19 protein-coding genes are annotated in these 20,842 nt (G+C 60.1%); 5 read left to right on the top strand and 14 right to left on the bottom strand.

What is annotated here, in order from left to right:
* Positions 1-117 precede the first annotated feature (117 nt).
* Both smrA and G5367_RS17505 read left to right on the top strand, forming a co-directional pair.
* A complete protein-coding gene (gene smrA, locus G5367_RS17510; RefSeq protein WP_201944366.1) occupies positions 118-699 on the top strand; it encodes a DNA endonuclease SmrA in 582 nt (193 codons plus the stop codon).
* 138 nt (positions 700-837) lie between these two features.
* Positions 838-2,316, top strand: a complete 1,479-nt coding sequence (locus tag G5367_RS17505) for a carboxypeptidase M32 (protein WP_201944365.1) — start codon at positions 838-840, stop codon at positions 2,314-2,316.
* 118 nt (positions 2,317-2,434) lie between these two features.
* Here G5367_RS17505 and G5367_RS17500 read toward each other — a convergent pair whose 3' ends face one another.
* The 6 genes from G5367_RS17500 to G5367_RS17475 form a co-directional block, all read right to left on the bottom strand.
* Complete coding sequence (locus G5367_RS17500) at positions 2,435-2,836, bottom strand: VOC family protein (RefSeq protein ID WP_159143128.1); 402 nt, start codon at positions 2,834-2,836, stop codon at positions 2,435-2,437.
* 94 nt (positions 2,837-2,930) lie between these two features.
* Positions 2,931-4,562 carry a DUF7305 domain-containing protein gene (locus tag G5367_RS17495; protein WP_421244648.1) on the bottom strand — a complete coding sequence of 544 codons (1,632 nt, stop codon included), beginning with the start codon at positions 4,560-4,562 and terminating at the stop codon, positions 2,931-2,933.
* Complete coding sequence (locus tag G5367_RS17490; RefSeq protein WP_421244649.1) at positions 4,559-5,107, bottom strand: PilW family protein; 549 nt, start codon at positions 5,105-5,107, stop codon at positions 4,559-4,561. Before G5367_RS17490 ends, G5367_RS17495 begins: the two co-directional genes overlap by 4 nt.
* Positions 5,101-5,493, bottom strand: coding sequence for a type IV pilus modification PilV family protein (locus G5367_RS17485; protein WP_159143122.1), 393 nt, complete (start codon positions 5,491-5,493; stop codon positions 5,101-5,103). The genes G5367_RS17490 and G5367_RS17485 overlap by 7 nt, the downstream gene beginning before the upstream one ends.
* Positions 5,490-5,909 carry a GspH/FimT family pseudopilin gene (locus G5367_RS17480; RefSeq protein ID WP_421244650.1) on the bottom strand — a complete coding sequence of 140 codons (420 nt, stop codon included), beginning with the start codon at positions 5,907-5,909 and terminating at the stop codon, positions 5,490-5,492. The genes G5367_RS17485 and G5367_RS17480 overlap by 4 nt, the downstream gene beginning before the upstream one ends.
* Position 5,910: 1 nt before the next feature.
* On the bottom strand, positions 5,911-6,300 hold the full coding sequence (locus G5367_RS17475; RefSeq protein ID WP_005343572.1) for a type IV pilin protein: 390 nt from the start codon (positions 6,298-6,300) through the stop codon (positions 5,911-5,913).
* Positions 6,301-6,708: 408 nt separating this feature from the next.
* Between G5367_RS17475 and G5367_RS17470 the strand changes: the two genes are divergently transcribed.
* Together G5367_RS17470 and G5367_RS17465 are read left to right on the top strand one after the other, a co-directional pair.
* Positions 6,709-8,253 carry an AlkA N-terminal domain-containing protein gene (locus G5367_RS17470; RefSeq protein WP_421244689.1) on the top strand — a complete coding sequence of 515 codons (1,545 nt, stop codon included), beginning with the start codon at positions 6,709-6,711 and terminating at the stop codon, positions 8,251-8,253.
* Positions 8,250-8,723, top strand: a complete 474-nt coding sequence (locus G5367_RS17465; RefSeq protein ID WP_227341259.1) for a methylated-DNA--[protein]-cysteine S-methyltransferase — start codon at positions 8,250-8,252, stop codon at positions 8,721-8,723. Before G5367_RS17470 ends, G5367_RS17465 begins: the two co-directional genes overlap by 4 nt.
* A 67-nt stretch (positions 8,724-8,790) precedes the next feature.
* Here the strand turns inward: G5367_RS17465 and G5367_RS17460 are convergent, their stop codons facing one another.
* The 3 genes from G5367_RS17460 to G5367_RS17450 form a co-directional block, all read right to left on the bottom strand.
* Positions 8,791-10,650, bottom strand: coding sequence for a peptidase U32 family protein (locus tag G5367_RS17460; protein WP_421244651.1), 1,860 nt, complete (start codon positions 10,648-10,650; stop codon positions 8,791-8,793).
* 97 nt (positions 10,651-10,747) lie between these two features.
* Positions 10,748-11,356 carry a LysE family translocator gene (locus tag G5367_RS17455; RefSeq protein ID WP_058057313.1) on the bottom strand — a complete coding sequence of 203 codons (609 nt, stop codon included), beginning with the start codon at positions 11,354-11,356 and terminating at the stop codon, positions 10,748-10,750.
* A gap of 127 nt (positions 11,357-11,483) precedes the next feature.
* Complete coding sequence (locus tag G5367_RS17450) at positions 11,484-12,425, bottom strand: LysR family transcriptional regulator (RefSeq protein WP_421244652.1); 942 nt, start codon at positions 12,423-12,425, stop codon at positions 11,484-11,486.
* 225 nt (positions 12,426-12,650) lie between these two features.
* Here G5367_RS17450 and G5367_RS17445 point away from each other — a divergent pair, with 225 nt between their 5' ends.
* Positions 12,651-13,739, top strand: a complete 1,089-nt coding sequence (locus G5367_RS17445; RefSeq protein WP_421244653.1) for a ketoacyl-ACP synthase III — start codon at positions 12,651-12,653, stop codon at positions 13,737-13,739.
* Positions 13,740-13,965: 226 nt separating this feature from the next.
* Here the strand turns inward: G5367_RS17445 and pnp are convergent, their stop codons facing one another.
* The 5 genes from pnp to infB form a co-directional block, all read right to left on the bottom strand.
* Positions 13,966-16,107 carry a polyribonucleotide nucleotidyltransferase gene (gene pnp, locus G5367_RS17440; protein ID WP_337073533.1) on the bottom strand — a complete coding sequence of 714 codons (2,142 nt, stop codon included), beginning with the start codon at positions 16,105-16,107 and terminating at the stop codon, positions 13,966-13,968.
* A 167-nt stretch (positions 16,108-16,274) separates the two neighbouring features.
* Entirely contained in the window at positions 16,275-16,544 is a 270-nt protein-coding gene (gene rpsO / locus G5367_RS17435; protein ID WP_005338797.1) for a 30S ribosomal protein S15, read from the bottom strand.
* A gap of 144 nt (positions 16,545-16,688) precedes the next feature.
* A complete protein-coding gene (truB, locus tag G5367_RS17430) occupies positions 16,689-17,639 on the bottom strand; it encodes a tRNA pseudouridine(55) synthase TruB (RefSeq protein ID WP_005338798.1) in 951 nt (316 codons plus the stop codon).
* Between the two features lies 1 nt (position 17,640).
* Complete coding sequence (gene rbfA, locus G5367_RS17425) at positions 17,641-18,078, bottom strand: 30S ribosome-binding factor RbfA (RefSeq protein WP_005338799.1); 438 nt, start codon at positions 18,076-18,078, stop codon at positions 17,641-17,643.
* A gap of 55 nt (positions 18,079-18,133) precedes the next feature.
* The gene (gene infB / locus G5367_RS17420) at positions 18,134-20,839 is read right to left on the bottom strand and encodes a translation initiation factor IF-2 (RefSeq protein ID WP_005343549.1); all 2,706 of its coding nucleotides are present in this window, start codon (positions 20,837-20,839) and stop codon (positions 18,134-18,136) included.
* Positions 20,840-20,842: the final 3 nt, after the last annotated feature.

The raw sequence follows: 20,842 nt of genomic DNA, 5'->3' as shown, positions 1-20,842 counted from the left end.
ACAGGATGCACCAGTGTCCATGCCGGCCCTCCCTTATCCCCCCTGCCCCTTTCCCCGTTTTCTGTGCCGGTTGCGGCCGTTATAATGGCCCCCACTTTTTCTTATGGGGAGCCTGCCGTGTCTCATAACGACGAACTCTCGCTATTTATGAATGAAGTGGCCGACGTGCGGCCCATTCGCAGCGACAACATCCATCCCCATGCGGCCAAATCCGCCCCGACCGAGGCGCAGCTCGCTCGCCGTCAGGCTGCCACCGCCGAACAGCTCGCCTTCGACCACCTCACCATGGAGGCCATCGAGATGCGCGATCCGCACGAAATCGTCGGCTTCAAGCGTGATGGGGTGCAGGAGGGGGTCTACAAGAAGCTGCGGCTCGGCAAATACGAGCTGCAGGCGAGCCTGGACTTGCACCAGAAAACCCTCAACGAAGCGCGCCAGACGCTGGTGCAGTTCATTGCGGATTGTGAAGTCCGGGATATCCGCTGCCTGCTTATCCTGCATGGCAAGGGGGAGCGCAGCACCCCGCGCGCCCTGCTGAAAAGCTATGTCAGCGCCTGGTTGCCGCAACTGCCCGCCGTCATGGCGATCCACAGCGCCGAGCGTCGCCACGGCGGCAGCGGTGCTCTATACGTGCTGCTGCGTAAAAGCGAACGCAAAAAAGCAGAAAACCGCGAACGGCACCAGAAGCGGCTCGGCTAATCCGCCGCTCGCCACCACGACTTTGGCCCACCTGCGCTAAGGTGGTCAACGATGCAGCGGCGGTGTTAGCATCGAACGGCCCCGATCATGCCAGGTACGGGGCGGCATACCATCAGGGACGATAACAAGGACAATCCCATGTCATATCAAAAGCTTGAACAACATCAGCAGCAGATCCACCGCTTTAGCCACCTCGCCGCCATCTGCGGCTGGGATCAGGCGGCCATGATGCCGGAAGGGGGCAACGATGCCCGCGCCGAAGCGATGGCCGAACTCGGTCTGCTGATCCACCAGAAGCGCACCGCTCCCGAGCTGGGCGACTGGATTGCCAAGGCCGAGAGTGAGCCGCTCGATGAAGTGCAACGTGCCAACCTCGGCGAGATCAAGCGCCAGTGGCAAGATGCCAGCCTGCTGCCCGGTGAGCTGGTCGAAGCGCTGTCGCTCGCCGGCAGCAAGTGCGAGCACGCCTGGCGCAGCCAGCGCAAGAACAACGACTGGGCCGGTTTTGCTCCCAATCTCGAGGAGGTGGTGAAACTCTCCCGTGAAGTAGCGCAGCTGCGGGCCGATGCGCTTGGCGTGCGCCCCTACGACGCCATGCTGGCCCTCTATGAGCCGGGCATGACCAGCACACGACTTGATCAAATCTTCGGCGATCTCGCCAGCTGGTTGCCGGATCTTATCCTGACCGTGAGTGAACAACAAAAGGGCGATGCCTTGTTGCTGCCGCAAGGCCCCTTCCCCATCCCGACCCAGCAAGCGCTCGGTCAGGAGGTGATGGGACTGCTCGGCTTTGATTTCGCCCACGGCCGGCTCGATGTGAGCAGTCACCCCTTCTGTGGCGGCGTGCCGACCGACGTGCGGATCACCACCCGCTATAACGAGCAGGAGTTTGTCTCCAGCCTGATGGGCATAGTGCACGAGACCGGTCACGCCCGTTACGAGCAGGGGCTGCCGCGCCATCTGCTGGGTCAGCCGGTGGCCGAAGCGCGCTCCATGGCGATCCACGAGAGCCAGAGCCTGTTTTGCGAGATGCAGCTGGGGCATCATCCGGCCTTCCTCGCGCTGCTGGCACCACGCATTCGTCACCACTTCGGCGAGCAGGCGGCGTTTGCGCCGGACAATCTGGCAAAGCTCTACAGCCGGGTCGAGCCGGGCTTTATCCGGGTCGATGCGGACGAGGTGACCTATCCGGCCCACGTTATCCTGCGCTACGAGCTGGAGCGCGATCTGGTGGAAGGGAAGATCGAGGTGGCTGACATCCCCGAGCTGTGGGACGCCAAGATGCAGCAGTGGCTGGGGCTCTCCACCAAGGGCAACTACCGCAATGGCTGCATGCAGGATATTCACTGGACCGACGGCTCGTTCGGCTACTTCCCGAGCTACACCCTGGGCGCCATGTATGCCGCCCAGCTGCGTTTTGCCCTCGAAAAAGAGCTGGGCAGCATGGGGGAGGTGATCGCGGCGGGTCGCTTGCCGGAGATCTTCGGCTGGCTCGGGCGCCAGATCTGGTCACAGGGGAGCCTGCACAGCACCGACGAGCTGGTGCGCCGCGCCACCGGTGAAGCGCTCAACCCGCACTGGCTGCGCCAGCATCTGGAACAGCGTTATCTGAAGTGATGCTTGCTACACGGGTAACAAAAGACGGGGCCCTTTTAGTTGACCACTACAGGGCCCCGTTTTTATGGCGGTGCATGGCACAGCACGCCGCCACAACCATGCTGTAAAAAGAGAAAATTCAGAGAGGATCAGGGGAACCCAGCAACTCGCGCAGTTGCAGGATATTGCCCTCAGGGTCGAAGGCGTTGCGCACCACAAAGCCGGGCCCCGTCCACTGCTGTGGCAGCAGGCCGCCGCCGAGATCCGCCGCCTTCGCTTCTGCCCAAGCGAGGCTGGAGACGGTGAAGAACAGCTTGATGGCCCCCTCTTCCCGCAATTCCGGCGGCCGCTTGATAACAACTTGCCCGGTATAAGGCTCGGGAATGGCGTGGATCAGCAGCTGGATATCGCTGTTTTCCAGCACCACCAACTGCTCATCCTGACTGCAGACAACCATCTGCAGCAATGTACGGTAAAAGTGGGTCAGCAGGCCCGGATCCTTGGCATAGATCAGGGCACCGGCACGAGCTGGGCCTGGCATGGAGCACTCCTCAACAGTGAACGACTGGGTGGACAGATCTCCACCTTCTCACAGTTGCGCGCCCCATTCGATCCTTTTTAGCGGCTCGCCAGCCTCACTGCACAAAGTGCCACTGCCGCAGTGCCAACGTCGGAGGCGGCCCCTGATCGTCCCCCAGATCTGCCATGCCCAGCGCCTCGTCATAGTGCACACCGCCCGCACCGCTCTCGGTCAGGTGCTTGGCACGCACCGCCCCGTACAGACCGCCACTTCCGCTGATCTTCATCTCGGTGAGCGGGGCATAGAGAGCGGCATAGAGCGGCGTATTGCCCGACAGCTTGACCCCATCCTTGCCGCTATACGCGGAATAGATGGAGATAGCGGGCGTACCGCCAGCGGTCAGCCCCTGTTTGGCTGCCGTCACCTCGGCACCGGCCCCAAGATCGACCTTGCCGCTGACGATCAGGGTCAGGCTGCTCCCCTCGCTCACCGTCAACTTGTTGCTGCCTGTCATGGTGAAATCCTTGTCGATCAGCAGCACCACATCCCCCTTGATGGTGAGCTTGGCATCGGCCCCCATATTGAGGCTGTCGAGCTTGTAAATAGTCTGTTCCTTGCCAAACAGCTCCCCTTTGCCGGGGAACGGTAGCCCGGGCTTGTGCTGGTTGCTGCTGGTTACCGAGCCGGTGGAGGGATCCGTGGTCAGCACCATCTGCTGGGTGGCCCCGAGCGTCAGCGGGCCATTGATGGGCAATGTTGCAGGGGGGAACGATTTGGGCAACGCTGCCACATTGAGCGGGTCACACACCTGCCCGGCCACAGGCGGTAGCTTGGGATGAGCGCGATATTGGGGATCCAGATACTTCTGATGCTTGGCATCAAGGAATGCCCCGTTCCCACCATAGTTCAACTTGTCGCCAGCAATGCTGGTGCCATGACCCATAGAAACATCACCATTGATCGCAACAGCTCCGGCAATATGCCCCCCTTGCAAGGCAAAATTTCCACTCCCGTTTACGCTGCCCTCCACCCTGACGACTCCATCAGAGGGAGAAATGGTGATGTCGCCGCCAGCAAGTACATTACCCGCAACAGGTGAAGATCCGTTCAAGGTCACCGAGCCGGTCGCCCGCACATCACCCCAGATGGGGGAGTGCCCGGCGAGCACTACATTGGCCTTGTCGCTGACGGTCGCCACCTTGGCGTTCTGCCCCTGATTAAGGGTCCCGGAAACAGACTCCTTGTACGCTCCCTTGCGCGAGTCATAACTATCGATAAAACCGCTACCGGAGAGGCTTAGCCCTTCGCATGCCACTACCGAATCCTGAAAGATGAGATTGCCGGGCTCGCGCTTGAGGGCAAACAGCGCGTTGAGACTGGCATTGCCCTCCAGATAACGGCCATGGCTCTGCAACGCCAGTTTGCTGCCTGTAGAAGCATCCAGCTGATCGATGCGAAAGCGGCTGCCCGCCATGGCCCCTTCCCCCTTGCCTGGCACCTTCTGCACCAGTTGATCCCACTCTATCCGTGGTTCGGAGCCGAGCGCCTGATGCAGGGCGCGATAACTGTCGTTCATCCCCTGCTCGGCACTGAGCTGTGCATTGATCTTCTTGTGAAAATTGCCGCTCAGGCGGGTTTGCAGCTGGTTCTCCTGAATGCTGGTAAACACCAGCAGGCTCGACAGCAGGCTCACCACCAGCACCATCAGCAATACGGCTCCTCGCTGCCCCTGCAATCCCTTGTTCATCCTGCTCCCCCTGCACCGGATGTGGCCAGTGCTGCCGCCCAGACCGCCTTGCGGCGTGCCACCTGCACCTCTACCCCAGGCGCCAGATAGCTCGGCAGCCCTTCGGGCAAGATGCGGATATTGACCAGCGCCCCCTGCTGGCCGAATTCAAGATCCTGAAGATGGGCCAGCAACAGGCGCGGGCCATCCCCGTCATCGCAACTGAGTACCGGCGGCGTGAAGCGGTACTGCTCGGTAAAATCGGCGGTTTTCTGGTTGCCAAGGCAGGAGAGCACCGGACTGCTCCCCTCTACCTTGAAAGCCAGCGTCAGGCGATCAGGGGTGACCGCTATCAGCTGATCCGCCTGCTTGACGCTGTTGGTAAAGGTGAGAGTGGCAAAGCGCAGCACTTCGTTCGCCTGCTCCAGCGCCTTGCTCTGCTCAACCGTGCTCTTGATAGGCACGTAACCGGCAAAAATAGCCAGCATCAGCATCAGACCGAGCACCATGGAGATCATCAGCTCGACGAGACTGACACCTCGCTGTCGGAAGGGAACGTTCAGCATAGTGGCGGAAATCCTGCGTTCAGCTCAACCCGCCTGGCACCGGAGATCCGCGCATCACGCCACTCGATGGCGACCACAAAGTGGTCGCTGTAGCGACTAGGCAGCACCAGCTGGTGGCCCTCGTGCAGGGTGAAGCGGGCAAGAAAATCGCCCTGGGTGAACCGCTCCGGCTTGCGCTGTACTTCACACAGCGAACCCCAGATCTGCTCCACACTGTTGCTCGCCTCAATCGTGGCCAACGTACTCTGCAGGCTATAGTGCGCCTGCTGCAACGAGACCACCTGCCCCTTGGCGAGACCGAGAAATACCATCACCGCCAACACCATGGAGACCATGATCTCCACCAGATTGAAACCCTGCTGGCGAGCAGGCGCGGTGTGTCTCATGAGCAGCTCCCGTGCAGCAGCTGGCCGCTCGGCGCCACACAGAGCACGCGCTGATCTCCGAGGCGATTGGCCAGAGTGATCTCGGCGTGGCTACTGCTGCCGGTTGGCGCGATCCGGATCGGCTCAAACGGTTTGATCACCACGCCGCCAGCAGGTGCTGCCGCCTGACGCAGCAACTTGCTGTCAGCCATCACCTCCCAGCCACCGTTCTCGGTGCCCTGCAGTACCACCGGCAGGGTCAGCTTGACCGCTTCGCTGCGGGCAAAGCGGTAGGCGGAAGCGAGTTCGGTCGCACTGCGAGAGAGCCGCTCGGCCGCAAGCCGCTGACTCATGGAGGGCACTGCAACCAGCAGCAAGATGGCGGCAATGCCGACCGTGATCATCAACTCAATCAGGGTAAATCCGCGCTCGTTCATCTTATGATCCCCAGCAGTCATGACGATTGGCCGCGCGATAACCGGTCTGATCGAGCGTCAGAGTGCCGCACTCATCCTGTTGTCGCGTCGTTGGAATGGCTTTGAGCAGATAGTCGCCAGCATCTTGCTGGCTGTAGCTGAACTGGTAAAAATCCGTGTTGGAAGGGGTGGCAAACGTGTCGGGATAACGGCCCTGTTGGGTATAGATACGTTCGAGGGCGAGCGCCTGCTCCAGCAATTGCTGCTGTGCTTCGTAACGACGTCCCTGTTGCAGATAACCCTGATACGCTGGCAACGCGATGGCCGCGAGAATGCTGACAACCGTCATGGCAATCAACAACTCGATCAGACTAAACCCCCGGCAATGGGGCCATGCCTTACAGTCGTTCACTTATCATCCTTGGCAAGTGTTGTTATTGGTCGGCCTTGGGCCGCAGATGTGATGACTTAATAATCACAAAAAATTAACTGACTCAATTGAACAACACAAAATCACCACATTCAATGTAAAAAAGATAATTATGTGATCTGTTATTAATTTATAAGCAGTTTTCGCCGCCACTAATCTCGCTAAGCAAATAAAGCTAGGCCAATCGAGCCTCCGACCCCATCCGTTATGAGCTCTTCTGCCGAGCCTTGCCAAATGGACAACAACGGAGCGAAGAGTGAAACCCAACCGTGCAACGAAAGAGTAAAAAAACTTCGGCCAATTTTTGCTATCCCTGTCCGTTTCTGGCTAGTCATGGCCCCCGAGCCCCCTTACTCTCTTGCCATCTATTCCAGCAACGCCGCCAACACCATGAATGCAAAGCCAAGCCCTGAGTCGTCACCGGATGAGGTGATCAACACCCTCAGCCGCGAACAGTGTCACGCCGCACGGCTCGCCCGCGATGCTCGCTTCGATGGCCGCTTCTTTACCGGCGTGCTCTCGACCGGCATCTACTGCCGGCCTGTCTGCCCGGCACGGCCACCGCACGAGCACAATGTGCGCTACTTCCAAAGCGCCGCGGCCGCCGAGCAGTATGGGCTGCGACCCTGCCTGCGCTGCCGCCCTGAGCTGGCCCCCGCCGCCCGTGGCGATCTGCCGGTTGAACTGGCACGTCTGCTGGCACGCATCGATCGCGGAGAGCTGGCGGAGGGCACGCTCGCCAAACTGGCCACTGAGGCAGGGATCAGCGAACGCACCCTGCGCCGCCAGTTCGAGCAACATCTCGGCGCCTCACCAAAACAGGTGGAGCAGACGCGCCGCCTGCTGCTCGCGAAACGGCTGCTGACCGAAACAGGGCTGCCCATTACCGACATCGCGTTTGCCGCCGGCTTTGCCAGCATCCGCCGCTTCAATGATGCTTGGCTCAACGCCTACGGACTGGCCCCGCGCTCCCTGCGCCAGCAGGAGCAGCACGGTGACGCGCCAGAGCACATAGGCTCGGAGCCGCGCGGCGCAACGCTGACGCTGCAGTTGCCCTACCGCCCCCCATATGATGTGGCGGCCATGCTGGCGTTCTACCGGCTGCGTGCGATCCCCGGGCTGGAGCGGGTAGATGGCGAGGTGTATGAGCGGCGCTACCAGGTCGGTAATCAGGTCGCGCTGGTGCGCATCGCGCAGGGCAAGGGGCACAGCCTGCAACTCACCGTTCATAATCTGCCGCTCGCGGCGCTGCCCGATCTGCTCTATCGGGTGCGCAGGATGTGGGATCTCGATGCCGATATGCAGCGGATCGGCGATCTGCTCGCTCAGGATCCTCTGCTCTCCCGCTTGCTGGCGCGCTGGCCCGGCGTACGGCTGCCGGGTGGCTGGGACGAGTATGAGGTGATGCTGCGCGCCATCGTCGGCCAGCAGGTCTCGGTCAAGGGGGCCATCACCATACTCGGGCGGCTGGTGGCTCGCACCGAGGCGCAATTCGGGATGGCGCAACTGCCGACCCCCGCCCAGTTGTGCGAACTCGATCTCGACGGTATCGGCATGCCCGGCAGCCGCATTCGTACCCTGCGCGGCGTGGCACAGGCGCTGGCCAGCGGCGAGCTGACCCTCACGACAGCCAGTGACGAGCAGTTGCTGGCGCTGCCGGGCATAGGCCCGTGGACGGTCTCTTACTGGCGGCAGCGCTGCGGGCTGGATACCGATGCCTTCCCCGCTTCCGATCTGGTGCTGCAAAAGGCACTCGGCGGCGGCACCAAGCTGCCGGTAAAAGAGGTGTTGGCGCAAAGCGCAGCATGGCAGCCGTGGCGCAGCTATGCGGCCAGCTGGCTGTGGCATGCCATGAGTGAAGCGCCCGATTTGCTACTCCGTGCCACTGGCAACAAAAACCAGCAGGATAGCCAACAACAGGAGATAACCCCATGATCCGCTACGATATCCTGCCGACCCGCTGCAGCGATCTGCTGGTCGCCATCAATGAATCTGGTCTGGTGCACGTGGACTTTGTGGCGGGCCTGCGGGCACTGCCCGATATGAGTGGCTGGCAGCAAGATCACGAAGAGCTGGCTCCCTTCCTCGCCGAATTTGACGCCTATTTTGCCGGTCGCTTGCAGCGCTTCTCCCTGTCCCTTGCCGCCCGTGGCACCGCCTTTCAGCAGGCGGTGTGGCAAGCGCTGTGCGACATCCCCTATGGCGAGACCCGCAGCTACAGCGATATTGCCCGCGCCATCGGCAAGCCAGAGGCGGTGCGGGCTGTGGGCGCGGCGAATGGCCGCAATCCGCTCTCGATCATCGTCCCCTGCCATCGGGTGATCGGCCAAAACGGCAGCCTGACCGGCTATGCGGGGGGGTTGGAGATCAAAAAAGCACTGCTGGCGCTGGAGAGGGGCAATTAAAGGAGGGTAGGCAGAGAACCTGCGATAAAAAACTGCCCCTTTCCGGACGGAGAAAGGGGCTCATTGCTCAGCGTTTCAGGCTGCCCATCACATGCATTTCGCAGCGGTTGCAGTCAAAACGCAGGCGGAAGGTGTCTTTACCCATCTTGAGTTCCAGCGGCTCGGCCTTGAGACCGGGCACCTCGTTCGGGCAGAGGTTCTGGCTGTAGCGGATGCAATGCTTGGTGATCATCAGCACCACTTCCCGCTCCTCCTTGTTCGCCTCATAGGCGGGAGCGATGCGCTCCACCCCGTGTTCGCGGAAGAACTGCTCGGCGGCGCTGTTCAGCACGTTGCCAAGGTAGGAGAGACGGTGCTGGGGATAGTTGATATCCCGCAGGGCGATCCGTCGCTCGGGGCGCTGGTAGCTGGCCACCCGCGCCGCCTCTAGCGCGGCGATGCCATCCCGGCGCAAACCGTTGAGCTGTGATGCAGCGATAAACAGCGGCCTCGTTACTGCCAACTCAATCTTGCGCGCCACAAACAGGGTATTGCCGAGTTTACCAAGCTGATCCCGCGCCTGTTGCAGCGCCCGCTCCGGGTTGTCGGCAGGCTGTTTGTCACAGGGAAGTGTCACCGCGGCGCTGATGCCTTGTTCGTCGGTGAGCGTGAGGCTCACGCCCTCATCGCATTCTGCCAGCACCATATCGACCCGGATGCGGCGATCCGCGCTCGCCTTCTCCAGCATCTTGCTGAACGCCTGATCGTGGTTGCGGTAGATTTCGGTCCCCACCTTTAGCCCCGGCATGCGTTCTGACAGGAGTAACTGCTTACCTTCGACCTTGTTGAGGCGCATCCCCACCAGCTCGTTGTTCGGCTTGAAGAAGCCCAAACCGTCGCCGTTGTTGAGGGTGACCTGTTTGCCATCAATCTCGATACCGTCACGGGTCACCCTGGTAACCCGCCCCAGCGGTTCGCCCACATATTTCGGGCTCTTGGTGGAGTCGATCCCCTGCTGGCGACCATGGAGGAAGTAGTCGGTGCTGCCGCGGTTGAAGCTCTTTTTGGGGTCAGGCGTGAAGCTGTAGCTGCAACGCCCAGCAGAGGCGGCCACCAGATCGGAGCGACTATCCAGAATGGCGTCCAGCTTCTGCCGATACCAGGCGGTAACGTTCTTGACGTAGTCGAGCCCCTTGAGTCGCCCTTCAATCTTGAAGGAGCGGATCCCCGCCTCGATCAAGGCCTCCAGGTTGTCGGTCTGATCCATATCCTTGAGTGACAGCAGGTGGCTGTCGGCCACCAGCACTTCGCCATCCGGCTTTTGCAGCGAGCAGGGCAGACGGCAGAGCTGGGCACACTCGCCACGGTTGGCGCTGCGGCCGGTACGGGCATGGCTGATGTTGCACTGGCCGCTGTAGGAGACACAGAGCGCGCCGTGGATAAAGAACTCCAGCTGCACATTGGTCGCCGCGCTGATCTCGCGGATCTGCGCAAGGGACAGTTCGCGCGCCAGCACCACCTGAGAGAAACCCACATCCTGCAGAAACTTCACCTTCTCCGGCGTGCGGTTGTCGGTCTGGGTACTGGCATGGAGCGCAATAGGTGGCAAATCCAGCGCCAGCAGCCCCATATCCTGCACAATCAGCGCATCGGCACCGGCTTCGTAGATCTGGTGGGTCAGCCGCCGGGCCTGCTCCAGCTCGTGATCGTGCAGCAAAGTATTGAAGGCGACAAAGACCTGGGCACCGAAACGGTGGGCGTGGCGCGCCAGCGCCTCGATATCCTCGATGGAGTTGCCCGCCGCACTGCGGGCGCCGAAGGCAGGGCCACCCATGTAGACGGCATCGGCACCATGGTTGATGGCTTCTATGCCGTAGGCGAGGTTCTTGGCCGGAGCCAGCAGCTCCAACCGGTTATTGTGGCTTAAAGGGTGCTTGTTCTGGTGCATGGTCTCGGGATCAGGGCGGACAGCAAATGGGCGCTACTCTAGCCCATTCGCCACCCGCGTGCCTTGATCCCGCTTAAGGTATCCGCAAAATGCAGGATTAGATAACCACCTTGAGTGCCAGCCCGAGCAGCACCAGGCCGCTCACCTTATCGATCACAAAGGATTTGGCTTTAAGCCACGCCAGCACAGGCCCGCGGGAGAGCACCAGCGCCACCAGCACGTACCAGACGGCATCGATCCCGCCCGCGGTGAGCATCATGATGCCCCCTTCGCTCCAGCCGGTATCGGCCCGCACAAACTGGCTGAACAGGGCGATGAAGAAAACCGCCAGCTGGGGGTTAAGGAAGGCAACCATAAAACCTTCAAAGGCCCCTTGCCGACCGCGCAACTGATGTACCTCTTCATTCCCTTCGTCACTGGCTGGTTTTGCCAGCAGGGCTTTCACCCCGAGCCAGGCAAGAAACGCGGCGCCGCCGTAGCGGATCAGATCAAACAGGATCGGTGTCTGGGTGATCAAAATGGAAAGGCCGAGCGCCGTGACCAGCGCATAGATACCAACCCCGAGGCCGTGGCCAAGCGCAGTAGCGACGCCATGCCCCTGCCCGCCCTGCACCGTGTTGCGGATGATCAGCGCCAGACTCGGCCCCGGGCTGATGGCCCCCATCACGCAGATTGCGGCCAGTGCCAGCCAACTCGTCAGTTCCATGCTTTTCCTCTTTTGTGCTCGATATGATGACCTGCACTCAGGGTACGGGCTGAGCCATTATGCCAGTAGTGAAAGTTATGAATAGATTCCATAACCCATGGCTATAACGCCACACAACTGACCGGGGCTAACCGCCGGGACCGAGCAGCTTGCGACTCTCGCCAACGGTGCGTTGCAGATGATCCCGCAGGAAGGGGTAGGCCAGCTCGCGAAACCAGCGGTGGGCCGGATCCTGATGGTGGCGCTGATGCCACAGCAGATGATACTGCTGGTCACAGGTAGCAAAGGGCAAGTCGACAAAGGTGAGCTCATGGCCGCAGGAGAGCTGCCAGGCGATATGGGCCGGGGTGGTCATCAGGCAATCGGTGCGCAGCAACACCTCCACTGCCGCCTGAAAAAAGGGAACTCTGGCAAACCAGCGCCGACTCAGTCCCTGCGGCGCCAACACCAGCTCCACCGGGCTGTCCTTGTCGCCACCGCCACTCACCTGCAGGTGAGGCCAGGCGAGATAGTCATCGAGACTCAGCGCCTTGCCCGCCAGCGGATGGTGGCTTCCCATCAGCACCGCCAGTCTATCCTCCCCCTGATGCAGACCACGGATCTGCTCCGGTACCAGCTCGGTGATGGTGGAGACCAGATCGAGCTCGGACTGCCACAACTGCGGCAGCTGACGCTTGTCCCACAGGCTGAACTCCAGCGCCGCCAACGGCGCCTCTTTGGCAAGCGCGGCACAGATATCGGGCAGGATATGCTGGGCCACATAATCAGAAGAGGCGAGCCGAAATACCCGCTCGCAGCGGCTCGGGTCAAATCCGGGCGCCTCGTAGAGCCGCTCCAGCGCACCGAGAGAATCCGCCAGCTGGGCGGCCAACAGTTCGGCCCGTGGCGTCAGCAGCCAGCGTTGCCCCTCCCGCACCAGCAACTCGTCATCAAACTCGCTGCGCAACTGGGCAAGCTGCTTGCTGATGGAGGGCTGACTCAGGTGCAACAGCTCGGCGGCGCGGCTGATATTGCGGGTCTCCAGCAGCACCTTGAGGGTCGGCAACAAGTTGAGATTGGCTCTGAGCAAGGAGATACCCTCATCGGTGGTGAAACGCCTATCTTAGGGCATATGAGTCCCGCGTTTTAAGCAAAATTTCCAGCCATATTCCGCACGTTGCAGCCCTTTGCGACCAGATGGCACAGCTGAGCCCCCTGCACATAACCATGACCACAAGATGACAGTGGTTGTCTCGTACGGCATAATTGCACGATTTTCCGCCCGCGGGCGATCCACTTGAGAAGCGGTAACAAGATGAAATACGCCAATATCACCGGCTGGGGCAAATGCCTGCCTCCCTCCGTGCTGACCAACGACGACCTCAGCACCATCATGGATACATCAGACGAGTGGATCTATCCGCGCACCGGCATCAAGGCCCGCCGGATCTCCCATGTCAGCACCTCGGATCTCGCCACCCTGGCCGGTCGCCGCGCACTGGCCTGCGCCGGTCTGGAAGCCAGCGATCTCGATGGCATCATCCTGGCCACCGCCACCCCGGACAACCTGCTGCCAAGCGCCGCCTCTGCGGTGCAAAAGAAGCTGGGCGCCGTCAACGCCGCCGTGTTTGACCTCAACGCGGCCTGCACCGGTTTCGTCTACTCCCTCTCCGTCGCTACCTCGCTGGTGCAGACTGGCATGATGAAGAAGGTGCTGGTGATTGGCGCCGAGCGCCTCACCTACCTGCTGGACTGGGCACGCCGCGATACCGCCGTACTGTTTGGCGATGGTGCCGGTGCCGTGGTGATAGAGGCAAGCGAGCAGGAGTGTGGCCTGATCGCCAACAAGCTGGGTTGCGACAGCGAAGCGCGGGAGATCCTGCATGTACCGAACTTCGGTACCGACCGGGTGCGTTTTGCCGATATCGATGGCCTGTTCACCTTCAACTTCGAAGGGCCGGAGATCTTCAAACGTGCTGTGCGCGGCATGGGTGAGGCCACCAGCACTGTGCTGGCGCAGGCCGGTATTGCGCCGGAGCAGGTCGACCTGATCGTGCCGCACCAGGCCAATATCCGCATCATCGAGACCCTCGCCAAACGGATGAATGCGCCGATGGATAAGGTGATGGTCAACATCGAAAACTACGGCAACACCTCCGCAGCCACCGTACCTATCGCCCTGTGCGAAGCGCTGGAGCAGGGGCGCGTCAAGCCGAATTCCTATCTGCTGACTGCCGCCTTCGGTGCCGGCCTGACCTGGGGCGCAACCATCATCAAGTGGGGTGATCGTGTTACCCCTATCAACAAGTGCGAGGCCGAGCTGCCACCGTGCGACCAGAGCGCACTGGAACTGATTGCTCACGCCGTCGAAGGGTGTCAGAAGGCCCACGCCAACGAGGCCTAATCCTTATCAGGAGCCTGAATCCTCAGGCTCCTTTCTCCCACACCGCTCTCCCTCCCCCTTCGCGACACTTTTCTAACCTGACCTCTTGAGGCTCCGGCAATGCCCACCACATCCTGAGCAGAGAGCCAACTTCGGCGTGATGAGTCTGAGCGCATAAAAAAGTCCGGCGCCCCAAAGGGCGCCGGACTTTTTACTGCAACCGGAGAATCCGGTTCAGGAGGACAGATTACTCTGCGGCAGGCGCTTCGGCAGCAACCGGAGCATCAGCAGCCGGGGCTGCATCAGTCGGAGCGTTCGCTTCCTTGATGGAGAGACGTACGCGGCCCTGACGGTCCACTTCCAGTACCTTCACCTTGACCACGTCACCGATGGTCAGATGGTCAGCCACGTTCTGCACGCGAGCGTCGGTGATCTGGGAGATGTGTACCAGACCATCTTTGCCCGGCAGAATGTTGACGAATGCACCGAAATCGGCCAGACGAACAACTTTACCTTCATAGATGCGGTTCACTTCGATCTCGGCAGTGATGGCCTCGATGCGACGGATCGCTTCCATGGCGGCTTCGTTGGCCACGGCGGAGATACGTACAGTGCCGTCATCATCCAGCTCGATGTTGGTGCCGGTCTCTTCGGTCAGCGCACGGATCACGGAACCACCCTTACCGATCACGTCCTTGATCTTCTCAGGATTGATCTTGATGGTGTGGATACGCGGTGCGAAATCAGAGATCTGGGCACGGGGAGCCTGGATTGCTTCATCCATCACTTTGAGGATGTGCAGACGGGCGCCACGAGCTTGCTTCAGGGCAATCTCCATGATCTCTTTGGTGATGCCTTCGATCTTGATGTCCATCTGCAGCGCGGTCACACCTTCGGTGGTACCGGCTACTTTGAAGTCCATGTCGCCCAGGTGATCTTCGTCACCCAGAATGTCGGACAGCACGACGAAACCTTCTTCTTCCTTCACCAGACCCATGGCGATACCGGCAACGGAGGCCTTGATCGGCACACCGGCATCCATCAGCGCCAGAGAAGAACCACAGACAGACGCCATGGAGGAGGAGCCGTTGGATTCGGTGATTTCAGAGACCACGCGCACCACGTACGGGAACTCGGCGGCGCTCGGCATCACGGCAGCAACGCCGCGCTTGGCCAGACGGCCGTGACCGATTTCACGACGCTTCGGGCTACCCATCATGCCGGTCTCACCGACACAGTATGGCGGGAAGTTGTAGTGCAGCATGAAACGATCGGCACGGTTGCCGGTCAGCTCGTCGATGTTCTGGGCGTCACGCTCGGTACCCAGGGTCGCAACGACCATAGCCTGGGTTTCACCACGAGTGAACAGGGCAGAACCGTGAGCACGGGGCAATACGCCGGTAGCGACAGACAGGGCACGGATCATTTCCGGATCGCGACCGTCGATACGCGGCTCACCACGTACGACACGACCACGAACGATGCGGCTTTCCAGGCTGTGGAACTCTTCGCCAATCTTCTTGGCATCTTCTTCCACGCCTGACGCGATAACTTGCTCAACCACACGGCCCTTGATGGCAGCGATGGTTTCGTAACGAACAGCCTTCTCGGTGATGCGGTAGGCTTCACCCAGCTCGGCGCTCGCCAGCTCGGCAACCTTGGCTTTCAGCGCTTCGTTGACGGCAGGCGGAGTCCAGTCCCACGGCTTGGTGCCGACGGCAGCGGCAAACTCGTTGATCGCATTGATCACGGTCTGCATCTGCTCGTGACCGTATACCACGGCGCCCAGCATCACTTCTTCGGAGAGGATGGCCGCTTCGGACTCAACCATCAGCACGGCATTGGCAGTACCGGCAACCACCAGATCCAGATCGCTCTGCGGCAGTTCGGTAGTGGTCGGGTTCAGCACATACTGACCGTTCATGTAACCCACGCGAGCAGCACCGATCGGGCCGCCAAACGGGATACCGGAGATGGCCAGTGCAGCAGAGGCACCGATCATGGCAACGATGTCGGGGGATACGGCCGGATTCACGGACATGACGGTCGCAACGACCTGAACCTCATTGAGGAAGCCTTCCGGGAACAGCGGACGAATAGGACGGTCGATCAGACGGGAGATAAGAGTCTCGCCTTCGCTCGGACGGCCTTCACGACGGAAGAAACCACCCGGGATACGACCAGCAGCATAGGTACGCTCCTGGTAGTTGACGGTCAGCGGGAAGAAATCACGGCCATGATCGGCCTCTTTCTTGCCGACTACGGTCACAAATACGCAGGTATCGTCCATGCTGACCATAACGGCCGCAGTGGCTTGACGGGCCATCACACCGGTTTCCAGTGTGACGGTGTGTTGACCGTACTGGAATGACTTTACAATAGGATTCACGTGAATTTCCTTTTTACAATTTGGCTCTTTAAATTCGCGCACAAGTATACTTGATTCGATGCAAAAGGTAAGCGGCGACGCGAATTCTGTGAGGCAGGCAACGGCTTGAAGAGCAATAAAAAAGGGGAACCTGACGGTTCCCCTTTTTCGCGAAATCTGATGGTCGATTAACGACGCAGACCCAGCTTGGCGATCAGAGCAGCATAACGCTCGGAATCTTTACGCTTCAGGTAGTCCAGCAGCTTACGACGCTGGGAAACCATGCGCAGCAGACCGCGACGACCGTGGTGGTCCTTGGAGTGCTCTTTGAAGTGACCTTGCAGATGGTTGATCTGGGCAGTCAGCAGGGCAACTTGCACTTCGGGGGAACCGGTGTCGTTGGCGCAACGAGCGTTGTCAGCAACGATTTGAGCTTTGATCTCAGCATTTAGAGACATGAGTTTACTCCAGTAGAGTGTTTAAAGGTTCACAGCCAATCTCTAATTCAGCCGTGAAATGAGGGCGGTATCATAATCGTCCCCGCCCCTTTTCGCAACGATAAAGAGGCGAAACGGGAAAGACGTTCTGATACCGCCTGAGGATCACTCCTCGTCGTGATAACGCACCAGTCGCTTGGGAGCGACGCGGCCATCATCATCAATCTCGCCAACCCCGATGAACTCGCGCTCCGGGCCGACCGTCATGCGAACCTGACCGCTTTGCGGCGCACCCGCCACCTGCACGGCCTGGCCCTGATTCACATAGGCAGCCACAACCGCCAGCATGTTCACCTCGGGCAAGCTTGCTACGGCGGTGTCCATCGGCAGCAACAGCGGATCCAGCTGCTCGCGCGGCGGGATGCTCTCGGCCTTGGCCTGCTCGAAGATGCACTCGAGTTGCTCCAGCGTCAGCATCCGCTCGTACGGATAGCTGGCCACCTGGGTACGACGCAACTGGGTCACGTGGGCGCCACAACCCAGCACTTCACCCAGATCATCCACCAGAGAGCGGATGTAGGTGCCTTTGCTGCAGTGCACTTCAAGGCGCACTTCATCACCTTCGAAGCTCAGCAGTTTGAGCTCGAATACGGTGATGGGACGGGCTTCACGCTCAATCTCGATGCCTTCGCGGGCATATTCGTAGAGCGGACGGCCGTTGTGCTTGAGCGCAGAGTACATGGAGGGCACCTGCATGATGGGGCCGCGGAACTGGTCCAGCGCCTCAATCAGGGTACCGACAGCCACGTTCACTGGACGGGTGGAGACCACCTCACCATCAGAGTCGCTGGTGTTGGTGCGCTCGCCCAGTTTGGCGGTCACCTCATAGCGCTTGTCCGCTTCCAGCAAATACTGGGAGAACTTGGTGGCCTCGCCGAGGCAGATCGGCAGCATGCCGGTCGCCAGCGGATCCAGTGCGCCGGTGTGACCGGCCTTGGCGGCGTTGTAGATGCGCTTGACCTTCTGCAACACATCGTTGGAGGTCAGGCCGGTCGGCTTGTCCAGCAGCAGAATGCCGTGCACATCACGGCCCTTGAAACGACGTCTTCGGGTCATCTCAGGCTTTATCCTCAGTCGTGTCATCCGGTGCGGATTCAGCTTCTTCATCACGGCCGGATTCGGCCATGCGACGCTTGTCTTCACGCACAGTGTTGGTCACCAGGTTGGAGAGACGCATCCCCTCGACCAGGGTCTGGTCGTAGTAGAAACGCAGCTCGGGCACCACGCGCAGACGCATGGCACTGCCCAGCAGACTACGGATATATCCGGCTGCTTCGGTCAGACCCTGCAAGCCTTCCTTGATGCGCTCGGCATCATTTTCCAGCTGCAAGAAGGTGACGTAAATCTTGGCATAGTTGAGGTCACGGGACACTTCCACATCGGAAACAGTCACCATGCCGATGCGCGGGTCTTTCACCTCGCGCTGCAGGATCAGCGCGATTTCACGCTGGATCTGCTGTCCGACCCGACGGGTCCGGCTGAATTCTCTGGCCATATTCTATCCTGCGATAAAAGGGGGCCGCGGCCCCCTATTTTGTCTAACTCTCGGCTTACAGAGTCCGTTGGATTTCAACAGTCTCGTAAACTTCGATCTGGTCGCCTTCACGCACGTCGTTGTAGTTCTTGACCGCGATACCACACTCGTAGCCGTTGCGAACTTCGTTGACGTCATCCTTGAAGCGGCGCAGGGATTCCAGCTCGCCTTCATAGATAACCACGTTGTCACGCAGAACGCGGATACGGTTGGAACGCTTGACCACACCTTCGGTAACCATACAACCGGCAACTGCGCCGAACTTCGGAGACTTGAAGACGCTACGCACTTCGGCCAGACCGATGATCTCCTGACGATACTCAGGGGCCAGCTTGCCGCTCATGGCCTGCTTCACTTCGTCGATCAGGTCATAGATGACGGAGTAGTAACGCAGATCCAGGCTCTCGGATTCGATGACCTTGCGCGCAGACGCGTCGGCACGGACGTTGAAACCAACCAGGATGGCGCTGGAAGCAGCAGCCAGGGTCGCGTCGGTTTCGGTGATACCACCTACGCCGGAACCCACGATCTTCACCTTCACTTCGTCGGTGGAGAGTTTGACCAGCGCATCGCAGATCGCTTCCACAGAACCTTGTACGTCGGCCTTGATCACCACGTTTACTTCGGACACTTCGCCCTCGGTCATGTTGGCGAACATGTTTTCCAGCTTGGCCTTCTGCTGGCGAGCCAGCTTGACTTCGCGGAACTTGCCCTGACGATAGAGCGCCACTTCACGGGCTTTCTTCTCGTCACGGACAACAGTGGCTTCGTCACCGGCAGAGGGAACGCCGGAGAGACCCAGGATTTCCACCGGCAGGGACGGACCCGCTTCCTTGATCTCGCGACCAAGTTCGTCACGCATGGCGCGAACACGGCCGTACTCGAGACCACACAGAACGATGTCGCCCTGACGCAGAGTACCTTCTTGTACCAGTACGGTAGCAACCGGACCACGACCTTTATCCAGGAAGGATTCGATCACGACGCCGTTGGCCATACCGTCAACCACCGCTTTCAGCTCCAGTACTTCAGCCTGGATCAGGATGGCTTCCAGCAGATCGTCGATACCCTGACCGGACTTGGCAGATACGTGCACGAACTGGCAGTCTCCACCCCAATCTTCGGACATGACGTTGTAACGGGCCAGCTCGGTCTTGACGCGATCCGGATCCGCTTCAGGCTTGTCGATCTTGTTGACCGCAACAACCAGCGGCACACCGGCCGCCTTGGCGTGCTGGATTGCTTCGATGGTTTGCGGCATCACGCCGTCGTCAGCTGCAACAACCAGGACCACGATGTCGGTCGCCTTGGCACCACGAGCACGCATGGAGGTAAACGCCGCGTGACCCGGGGTATCCAGGAAGGTGATCATGCCACTGTCGGTCTGGACGTGGTAAGCACCGATATGCTGGGTAATACCACCGGCTTCGCCTGCAGCAACCTTGGCTTTACGAATGTAGTCGAGCAGCGAGGTCTTACCGTGGTCAACGTGACCCATGATGGTAACGACAGGTGCGCGCGGCTTGGCTTCGGAGGTCTCGTCACGATCGGACAGTACCGCCTCTTCCAGCTCATTCTCACGACGCAGCACAACCTTGTGACCCATCTCCTCGGCGACCAGCTGAGCGGTCTCCTGGTCGATCACTTGGTTGATGGTGGCCATGGCCCCCATCTTCATCATCGCCTTGATGACTTCAACGCCCTTGACGGCCATCTTGTTGGCTAGCTCGGCCACGGTGATGGTCTCACCGATGACAACGTCGCGGTTCACCACGGCAGCCGGCTTGTTGAAGCCATGCTTCATGGCGTTCGGGGTAGCGACCTTGCCACGTTTGCCTTTACGGGCACGCGGATCACGGGAGTTGCGATCATTGCGATCATCATCGCGACGACCCGCCTTTTTCGGTGCCTTGACCGCGGCAGCGGCAGTACGACGGCTGGTCTCTTCTTTGCGATCCAGCTCGTCTTCTGCAGCTTGCGCATGCTTGTTGGTTGTCAGGTGATAATCGCTGCTCTCTTTGGCACGAGCAGCTTCTTCTTCAGCCCAGCGGGCTGCGTTCTGTTCCGCCATGATGCGAGCCTCTTCGGCTTTCTTCGCGGCGAGTTCTTCAGCTTTTTTCAAAGCTGTCTGTTCCTGTTGGCGCTTCAGTTCTTCTGCTTCGCGCTTGGCCATCTTTTCTGCCTCTTGCTGAGCTGTGCTACTGGCTGCTTTGGCGGGCTGTTGAGCCTGTCGAGCCTTTTGTTGTGCCTCGATCCGCGCCTTTTCCTCAGCTTCACGACGAGCCTGCTCAGCCTCACGGCGAGCCTTCTCTTCAGCTTCGAGGCGAGCCTTCTCTTCGGCTTCGCGACGAGCTTTTTCTTCTGCTTCCAAACGCGCTTTTTCCTCGGCTTCCGCCTGACGCTGTTCTTCTTCCAGCGCCGAGCGTCTTACATAGGTGCGAGATTTGCGAACTTCCACCTGCACTTCTTTGTTCTTGCCGCCGGTTCCCTGAACACTGATGGTGCTCTTGGTCTTGCGCTGCAAAGTCATGCGGGCAGGAGCGGCGACCTCGTCACCTCCATGCTGTTTCTTCAGGTGTGCCAGCAGAGTCTGCTTTTCAGACTCGCTGACCATGTCGTCGGCCTTGCTCTTGCTGATACCGGCATCGACAAACTGCTGGAGAAGACGATCAACCGGTGTGTCGATGTCAGTGGCAAGTTGTTTGACTGATACTTCTGCCATTCA

It is taken from the genome of Aeromonas sp. 604282, from assembly GCF_049170575.1.
GTDB classification, from domain to species: Bacteria; Pseudomonadota; Gammaproteobacteria; order Enterobacterales; family Aeromonadaceae; genus Aeromonas; species Aeromonas veronii_A.
Note: the sequence above shows the minus strand (reverse complement) of the source record. Positions and strands in the feature narration are given on the sequence as shown.